Source organism: Kribbella catacumbae DSM 19601, from assembly GCF_000372465.1.
GTDB lineage: Bacteria > Actinomycetota > Actinomycetes > Propionibacteriales > Kribbellaceae > Kribbella > Kribbella catacumbae.
Genome location: NZ_AQUZ01000083.1, coordinates 1 through 8886, shown reverse-complemented (window position 1 = coordinate 8886; position 8886 = coordinate 1). Strand labels below are relative to the sequence as shown.

6 protein-coding genes and 1 pseudogene are annotated in these 8886 nt (G+C 64.6%); 5 read left to right on the top strand and 2 right to left on the bottom strand.

The genetic code is table 11. The annotated features are described in order from the left end of the window. Positions 1-93 precede the first annotated feature (93 nt). Entirely contained in the window at positions 94-1227 is a 1134-nt protein-coding gene (locus tag A3ES_RS0142650) for an ISAs1 family transposase (RefSeq protein WP_202806715.1), read from the top strand. 701 nt (positions 1228-1928) lie between these two features. Here the strand turns inward: A3ES_RS0142650 and A3ES_RS0142645 are convergent. Further along, positions 1929-3014, bottom strand: coding sequence for an IS110 family RNA-guided transposase (locus A3ES_RS0142645; protein WP_026163723.1), 1086 nt, complete (start codon positions 3012-3014; stop codon positions 1929-1931). A gap of 1597 nt (positions 3015-4611) precedes the next feature. On the opposite strand from A3ES_RS0142645, the pseudogene A3ES_RS50390 reads away from it, so the two are divergent. From A3ES_RS50390 to A3ES_RS0142600, 4 genes and pseudogenes are all read left to right on the top strand, one after another. Then, positions 4612-5766 (top strand): annotated as a pseudogene (locus A3ES_RS50390) (IS3 family transposase). 31 nt (positions 5767-5797) lie between these two features. Further along, on the top strand, positions 5798-6559 hold the full coding sequence (locus A3ES_RS0142620) for a tetratricopeptide repeat protein (protein ID WP_020392969.1): 762 nt from the start codon (positions 5798-5800) through the stop codon (positions 6557-6559). A gap of 337 nt (positions 6560-6896) precedes the next feature. Then, complete coding sequence (locus tag A3ES_RS56555) at positions 6897-7202, top strand: type 2 periplasmic-binding domain-containing protein (protein WP_026163721.1); 306 nt, start codon at positions 6897-6899, stop codon at positions 7200-7202. A gap of 353 nt (positions 7203-7555) precedes the next feature. After that, the gene (locus A3ES_RS0142600; protein ID WP_020392967.1) at positions 7556-8044 is read left to right on the top strand and encodes a GNAT family N-acetyltransferase; all 489 of its coding nucleotides are present in this window, start codon (positions 7556-7558) and stop codon (positions 8042-8044) included. Positions 8045-8085: 41 nt separating this feature from the next. Here A3ES_RS0142600 and A3ES_RS0142595 read toward each other — a convergent pair. Beyond that, positions 8086-8886 (bottom strand): SMP-30/gluconolactonase/LRE family protein (locus tag A3ES_RS0142595; protein WP_020392966.1); only part of this gene is annotated, 801 nt, incomplete at its 5' end.

The following is an 8886-nucleotide window of genomic DNA, read 5'->3' as shown; positions in this document are numbered from 1 at the left end:
GATGACCGGTGTGGCGTGTGGGACGGGTGTGGCTCGTGGGGCTTGGATGGAAGTTCTCACACCGTCCGTCCAGCCGGAGAACCACACCCGCCGATGTCATCTTCTCCCACCGCGGCCCAGTTGCCTGCGGCACTCGCCGATACCTGCCGATCACGGCTACTTGATCTGTTCAAGACCGTCCCTGACCCGCGAGCACGCCGTGGCCGGCGCTACGACCTGGCATCAGTGCTCGCGGTAGCGCTGGCAGCTGTCATCAGCGGCGCGAGATCGTTCGTCGCGATCGGTGAATGGGCGGCTCAGCAGCCGATCGAAACTCTCCGGGTTCTTGGAGTCGCCGGCTCGGCGATCCCTGACGAGTCGACCATCCGGCGGGTGTTCGCCCGCCTCGACGCCGATCTCCTGGACCAGTACCTCGGCGCCTTCATATGGACCCGCACCCACACTGTCGGCTCGCGTCGAGTCATCGCTCTGGACGGCAAGACCGTACGTGGTGCACGGTCGAAAACCGCGACAGCACCGCACCTGGTCGCCGCCCTCGACCAGGCCACCGGTGCAGTGATCGGGCAGCTCGCGGTAACCGCGAAGTCCAACGAGATCCCAGCAGTACAAGGACTCCTGAAACTCTTCGACCTCACCGACGTCGTCGTCACCGTCGATGCAATGCACACCCAGACCGACACCGCGCAACAGATCACCACCGCCGGCGGTGACTACGTTTTCACCGTCAAAGCCAACCAGCCCAAACTCCACAAAGCCTGCAAAAGGCTGCCCTGGAAAGACGTTCCGAGCCACACCACCACCAGCCGTGGCCACGGCCGCAAGACGACCCGGACCATCAAGGTCACCACCGCCCCGGCCTGGGTCGAGTTCGCCGGCGCCACCCAACTCGCACAAGTCCGACGGACCGTCACACGCCACGGCAAGAAAACCATCGAGGTCGTCTACCTCATCACCTCCGCCAACCACCAAGCCGCACCACCAACGACGCTCGCTGCGTGGGTCCAAGGCCACTGGAGCATCGAGAACCGGCTCCACTGGGTCCGCGACGTCACCTACGACGAAGACCGCTCCCAAGTCCGCACCGGCAACGCACCCCAAGTGATGGCGACCCTGCGCAACACCGCCATCAGCCTCCTGCGACTGACCGGCGTTACCAACATCGCCCAACGCCTACGACACCACGCCCGAAACCCCGAAACCATCCTCAACCTGCTCCTGACCAGCTAAAACACGACTATGCCGGGGCCCTGGCCCTGCCAAAGTCACGTTTCGGCAGGTCAGGACTGCGTCAGGGCCCCGGGCGTGGTGTCGTAGGGCTCGGGCGCCGTCCTCAATGTCGGCCAATCGGAGCAGACTGTTGCGGAAGGTGGCCACCACGCGGGGTTCCGTTCAGTGCCTCGGCGATCTGAGTGGGGGGATGCGGCTTGATCGGGGGCGCGTGGCGCTGTAGACGGCCGAACCCGGCAACGGCGGGACGATGCACCTCGTCCGGAAGCTGGTGCCGCGTTCTTGTCCTCATCATGGCCGAGTTCTCCGTTGTCTAGCTACGAGTCTTCGTTGACGGTCCGCACCCGGGAAGAGGCGGCGTCGTACCAGGCGCTGCCGAGTCCTTCGGATCGTTGACTGATATGGAGTGGCTTCCTGTCAAGAGGCAGGGTGAGGCGCCCGGCTGGAGTGTTCCGGTCGGGCGCCTCGTGGCTTCGTGGATCAGTCGGGGTGGTGAGCGTGTCGTTGGCGACGCGCGGTCAGACTGATATGCGCGGGTTGGTTACCGCAGGACGGGGTGTTCGGCTGGAGCGGGGTCCGCGTGTCTAACATCGAGCGTCACTACCTCCCCTCTTGGGGGCTGTGGTTGCTCATAGTCAGGTCGCGGGTCACTCCACGCGCTGTCACCACTGGCCCGTGGTCAACGAAGCCGGTTTGTGGGTCTACTCCTCGTCCATGACGGCTAGTGACCAGCACCAGCCGGCGAGTTCGCGGGCGATGGCGACGTCGGCGATGGTGGTCTTCTTGTTGCGTTCGCCGAACCTGACCCAGCGTGCGTGCAGCCACCGGTTACCGGCATCACCACGCGCGCGGGCCGCGGGCGAGGCGAGTGCCCAGCGGTCACGGATGGTTTTGCCTGGCCGGTAGCGGGTGCGGTGGTGCCAGGCGGCTTCGACCAGTAGCCGGCGGGCGTGGGTGTTCCCGGTTTTGGTGATCGGGCCCTGTGCCCGGCTGGTTCCCGATGAGTGCTCGCTGGGCACCAGGCCGACGAACGAGCCGATGGTGTTGCCGGTGAACCGGGTCCAGTCGCCGATCTCGACCGCGAGCGCGAACCCGGTCAAGGTGGCGACACCGCGCAGACAGCCCAGCCTGCCGACCACGGCAGTGAACTCCGAATCGGCTGCCATCGCCGTGATCGCGGCATCGAGGCGGTCGCGGCGCGAACTGGTGGCCAGGACACAGTCGTAGTAGGAATCGAACGTCAACCTGGACGCCGCCACGTCGAAGCGTTGCCGACGCAACCAGGCTTCATGCTTGCCGGTCCAGGCAGCACCACCGGAATAGACGATCCCGTGCCGCAACAGCAGCTTCGACAACCGGTGCCGTGCCCGCATCAAGTCACCACGGCAGTCTTCCCGTGCCCGGACCAGATCCCGCGCTGTCTCCTGCCCGATGGTCGGCACTGCGACCGGCGTGATCTCGTCAAGGCGCAGCAGCCTGGCCAGATGGATCGCGTCCTTGGCGTCGGTCTTCACCCGGTCACCTGACGGGCGTTGCAGTTTCGACGGGGCCGCCACCTCGCACCGGACCCCGGCAGACATCAACGCCCGGCACAGACCGAACCCGGTCGGCCCGGCCTCATAAACCACCGCCACCGGTCCCGGCAGCTCCCGGATCCAGGACCGGATCTGGTCATGGGCTGGGGTCAGCCTGGCCTGCACCAGCTCGCCGGTGACCCCATCGATCGCCGCGGCCGCGACCGATCTGGCGTGCACGTCCAGCCCAACACTCGTACGCTCGGTAAACACCCGGGGCCTCCCACACATTGTCGGATAGGCCGAGCAGCCGAATTCTGCTCGGTAACCCACGAATCTGTGCGGTGAGGCCCCGGCCCACAACCCCTCACCACACCAACGGGGCCCACCGACCACGACTCACCCGTTGCCCGCAGGCGGCCCATCAACCGGCCGATGCGACGGGTGTCAACGTGGAGCACGCGCAGCGCAGCGAGCATGAACGACGTTGACACCGGCCCACCGGCCGGCTCCACAATCCATCCGCCGGGGAACGGTTGCCGTCCCACAACCACAAACCCGAGAGTCACTCCATACCGTCTAACACGGCACCGCGCCGCTGATCGCGACCGGTGGCGTCAAACCTGGGACGGTTCAGTCCGCGGTCGTGGACCTAGTCGTAGAGGGATCGACAAAACGCCCAGGTCGCAGCCCGGCTGGCCATCTCGACCAGCACGGCGGACAACCAGATAGCCGCAGTACAAGACAAACTGGCCGCAAGACCGGCTGACCCCGCACCCGGCCACAGCTCCTCTTGTCTCCGAGTGCCGTCCCATCGGTGGCGAGCAGGCTGACTCGGTGCACCCTTCGGAACGGCATACAGGATCCGGGGAGGAATCATCGGCAACGGCTGGGAGAGAGTCGATAATGTTCTGGGCGATGGACGGGCGGACAGTCCTGGTGACAGGGACAACCAGTGGGATCGGTCGAGTGACGGCATCCGCCCTCGGCCGGGGAGGGGCGATCGTCTTGGTTCACGAACGAGACAGCTGCGAGCCCCAGATGTCGCCAAAGAACTTGCGGGCGTTGGCGGGCGTGTGTCAGGCGATCTCGGATCGCTCTCTGGTGTTCGCGCCCTCGTTGAACAGGTAACTCAGCTGACCCCGCGAGGTCTTCACATGTTGGTGAACAATGCGAGGGGCGCATTCCGCCATCGTGCGCTGTCCCTCGACGGCGTGGAGCTGACGCTGGCTGTGAACCATCTTCCGGTTGCCGCTCTGACCTCAGCAGTGATGGATGCCTTACACAACAGTGCCGCGAACGCTGGACGGCCTTCACGTATGGTCAACCTGTCTTCTACAATGGAGGGGCGCGGACATCCGAAGCTGGAGCATTGGACGTATCCCAGTCGATTCAGCCAACTCCAGGCTTACAGCGACTCCAAGCTCGTCAACCTCACCCATACCTATGCTCTTGCGCGAACTCGCTGGAGGCGGGGCAACTGTCAATGCACCGAACCCCGGCAGCGTCACCAGCGCGTTCGGCCGCAACGCCGGCGGTCTCCTCAAGATCGTTCAGATCGTCGGCAGGGCATTCATGACAACTCCGGAGAAGGGCGCGCTCACCAGCATCCGCCTAGCCGGCGGACCCCGCCCTGGACAACGCCACCGGTGGTTACTACACCGCGATGACGCTGGACAAGTCCTCCGATGCTTCCCGCAACTCGGCCTTCACCGAAGAGGCCTACACCCGCACCGCCACCATCCTCGCGCGCACGCAGCGATGATCAGCTCTGAACTCGCACCAGCAGCCTGGACCGAACCGGACTGCCCCCGGTTCGGTTGACTCCTGATCTGCGAGGACTTGGGTCCTTGCTGGAAGGATGTCTGTCATGCCGAAAGCATTTCCGTTGGAGTTCCGTCGTGATGTGGTCGCGGTCACCCGTAAGGGCGAGGCGCCGCTCGGGCAGATCGCGAAGGACTTCGGGATCTCTGTGTCGTGTCTGAATCGCTGGCTGAAACTGGCCGATGTCGAGGACGGCAACTGCCCGGGCGCGACCCGGGAGGAGTCGGTCGAGCTGCGAGAGGCGAAGAAGCGGGTCCGGCAGTTGGAGCAGGAGAACGAGATCCTGCGCCGGGCTGCGGCCTACTTCGCCCGTGACATCAACCCAAAATGACCTACCCGCTGGTCCTTGATCTGGCCGCCGACGGTATCCCTGTCGCGGTGACCTGCCGGGTGCTCGGCTTCAGTAAGCAAGCGTTCTATAAGTGGCGCAAAACCCCTGTCACACAACGCGACTTCGACGATGCGCACCTGATCAACGCCGCCCGCGACCTCCACGGCGACGACCCGGAGTTCGGCTACCGCTTCATCGCCGACGAACTGCCCTCCAAAGGCATCACCGCGGGCGAGAACCGGGTCGCGAGGCTGTGCAGCCAGGAGCGGATCTGGTCGATCCACTCCAAGAAGCGCGGACTGAACCGCAAGGCCGGCCCGCCCGTGCACGACGATCTCGTGAAGCGGGTGTTCACGGCAGCCGCGCCGAATCTGGTCTGGCTGACCGATATCACCGAACACGCCACGGCCGAGGGCAAGCTGTATTTGTGCGCGATCAAGGACGTCTACTCCAACCGGATCGTCGGCTACTCCATCGGCTCACGCATGAAGGCACCCCTGGCCGTCGCGGCCCTTCGCAACGCAATCGCGCTCAGGGCGCCTGCAGCCGGGCTCATCGTTCACAGCGACCGGTTGAACTCGCCCAGTTCCGGTCCAAGAAGTACGTCAGAGTCCTCAAAAACCACCAGCTACGCGGTTCGATGGGCAGGGTCGGAGCCTGCGGCGACAACGCGCCGCCATGGAATCGCTCCTTGCTCTGCTGCAGAAGAACGTCCTCGACCGGCAACGGTGGACCAGCCGACACGAACTGCGGCTGGCGATCGTGTCCTGGATCGAATCCAGCTACCACCGGCGACGCCGGCAACGTGGCCTGGGTAAACTCACACCCATCGAGTTTGAGACAATTCAACCTGTCGCACTCGCGGCCTAAACCACCACACCCCGCGAGTCAACTGAACTCGGTGCAGTCCCTGCCGTTGCTGAACGACATCGGAGTCGCCGGCAAGTATCGCGGTGATTTTGACGAGGCAGCGTCCGCAGATCGCCGGGCATTCGGGATCGTGAACGAGTGTGGGAGCGACCAATTGGAACTGCGGGCGAGTCTCCTGCACAACATCGCCGGTCTCGCCCACGCTCGTGGAGAAGGGATGGCCGCTGAGTCCACCGCGCGTGAGGGCATCGCGCTGCGGCTGGCATCGGCGGCCACCACCCCACTCGACCTCGCCACAGATCGCGCCGCATTAGCCGCCATTCTGGTCGACCTCGGCCAGAGCGTAGAGGCGCGAGAGCTGTTGACCGACGTACTCGCTGTCTTCGAACAGACCTACGGTCCTGAGCACTACGAGGTAGCGGTCACTCTCCACAATCTCGGCTCACTCGAACACCGCTCAGGCGACTTCGAGGCGGCAACTGAAGCCCTGACCCGTGCGGTGCAGATCAAGCGCCTGGCGCTCGACCGCGACCATCCTGATCTCGCCATCAGCCTCCACAATCTGGCCTGCGCGCAGTCCGCACTCGGCCTCGCCGACCAAGCGACCGAATCCTTCCGCGAAGCGATCACGCTTCTGACCGGTGCTGTCGCTAGCGACCATCCCACCCTGGCGTCGTGCCGCGATCGACTCAGCCGGATGAGCACAGATAGGCAACCCTCATCGCAGCGCACGAGCAGCGACCTACCGTCGACCCCTGAAGGAGTCGACGGCAGATCAACGGAACGCAGATGAAGAGGATCCCCTATGGGAACGCCCAACCTCGTCGCCGCTGGCGGCGTCGCGGCGATGACGATGACGATCGTTGCCTGTAGCAAGGGGGGCGCGCCGGCTGCCGGTGGCAGTCCGCGCGCTCGTTGCAACGGGCTTGACTTCCGCGGCTATCCCCACGCCGGTGATGTTCCCGGCAGTGCGACCTTCGCCAAGATGAAGGCTACGCGATCGTCGGTGGAGAGGTCGACTACACGTCGGCACCTACTCCATCACCGACAGGCGCAAGAAGCTCGTCGGCTTCGCCGGCCCGTACTTCGTCGCGGGCCAGGATCTCCTTGTCCGCAAGGCCGACACCTCGATGGACGCCGGCAAGACCGCTCTCAAGGGCAAGAAGGTCTGCTCCGCGACCAGCTCCACCTCGATCCAGCGGGTCAAGGATGAGAAGCTGACTGAGGCCAGCAACATTTCTGAGTCCACGATGTATTCCGAGTGTGTCTCTCAGCTACTTGCCAACACGGTCGACGCCGTCACCACCGACAACGCCATCCTCAAAGACTACGCCACTCACGCACCCGAAGACCTGCGCCTCGTCGGCAACCCTTCAGCACCGAGAAATACGGCATCGGCCTCCCGCTGGCGGACAAGCCCCTACACGACAAGGTGAATGCCGTCCTCGAGGACTTCTTCACTGGTGGCGCCTGGAAGTACTTGTACGACGAAACCCTCGGCAGATCCGACTCCCCGGGCGCCCCGCCCGCCATCGAAAGGTACTGAGCCACATCATGGTCTCTCTACGAATTGCACAGTCTGACGCCGATCTTGAACAATGGCGCCGAGTCCGCACTGCTGTCGCGCCTGGTGAGCGCGCCGCAACCGTGGCCGAGATGCGCGCCATGGAACACCCGGGTCGGGTGCTGCTCCTCGCCGAGCATGACGGTCGGCTCGCGGGCTCGAGTGTTTCCGACCACTCCGATCTGGGCCTCGGCTTCGTCTGCCCTCGAGTTCTAGATTCGCAAAGTGGGCAAGGAGACCGAACCGGTAGTTCCGCCCACCGTGACGATTGTCAGCGTCGCCGAACGACCCGAGCTGTGGGAACAGGCCTACCACCAGGTGCACGATCCCTTCGCTGACCTGGCCCTCACATCGACGCTGCAGGTCTCGCTCGAACAATGGAACCGAGACTGGATCAACGCCCCCGAGGCGGCCTTCGTCGCGCTCGCTGACGACCAGGTCGTAGGCGTCGCGTCTTTGATGCTCGACTCCGACCAACCGAGCCGCGCGGAGAACGGATACAAAGCCATTCGGCGCGAGTGGCGCGGCCGCGGTATCGCAACTGCTTTGAAGCGCACGACCCTGGTCTGGGCGGCCGGGCACGACATCGCCGAGATCTACACCTGGACCCAGACCGGCAACGAAGACATGCGTGCCGTCAACGAACGACTCGGCTACACCAACGGATCAGTCAGCATCCGAGTCCAGCCCCCACTCCCCCTCAACCAGATCTGACTCCTGCCGGCGCCCGGCCAGTACCGGTCGGCCTGAGTTCGTCAGGCGTCGACCAGGACGACTTCGTACTGGTCCGCGGTGGGTGGGACGCCGGTGTCGAACTTTGCGTTGACGGCAGCGAGGGTGTCGCCGAAGAGGGCAGCCGTGGCTGGGACCTGGAACAGAGGGCTCGTGATGGTCTTCTTGACCAGGCCGCTGGACAGATCGTTGTTCAGTGCGATTCGGGTGATCTGGTTGGAGAAGCTCTGCACTGCCCACAACCGGTTGTCGTCCAGCACGATGCCGTCGACGGTTGGTACGCTGACACCGGTGATGTGGGCGCTCGTTCCTTTGGCGGGGTTGACGGTGTAGAGCTCGCCGTTGCCTGTGTGGGCGACGATCAGGGTTCTCCCGTCCTGTGTGGCGGCAATGCCGTTGAGATTGAATTCGTCGCCGGTGTCGGCGGCTGGTCCGCTGAGCAGCAATGTCCTGAACGGCCCGAGGTTTCCGTACTGGCCGATCGGGATGAAGTGGAGCCTGGCATGGAGGGTGTCGGTGAACCAGGCGCCCTGGGGTGTGATTGCGACGTCGTTGATGAGCGAGGTTCCGCGGTCGCCGAGTTGGAAGGTGGCCACGGTCGCACCTGAGTCGGTGTCATATACGTACGCTTGCCCGGTGAATCCGCCGGCGACGAAGAGCAGATTGTGCCGGGTGTTGACGGCCATGCCGACGGCCATGCGGCCGGTCGGTGCGTCGATGAACGGGGCGGCTGTGCGTTTCTCGATGTCGCCGCGGAAGATGTCGCCGGTGAAAAGATCCCCGGCGTAGAAAGTAGTACCTTCGCCTGCGGCGATGCCCTCGGC

Excerpts from the sequence above, each read along its gene's own strand:
- A3ES_RS0142650 (WP_202806715.1), top strand. The coding sequence starts at position 94 with ATGTCATCTTCTCCCACCGCGGCCCAGTTGCCTGCGGCACTCGCCGAT.
- A3ES_RS56555 (WP_026163721.1), top strand. The coding sequence starts at position 6,897 with ATGGACGCCGGCAAGACCGCTCTCAAGGGCAAGAAGGTCTGCTCCGCG.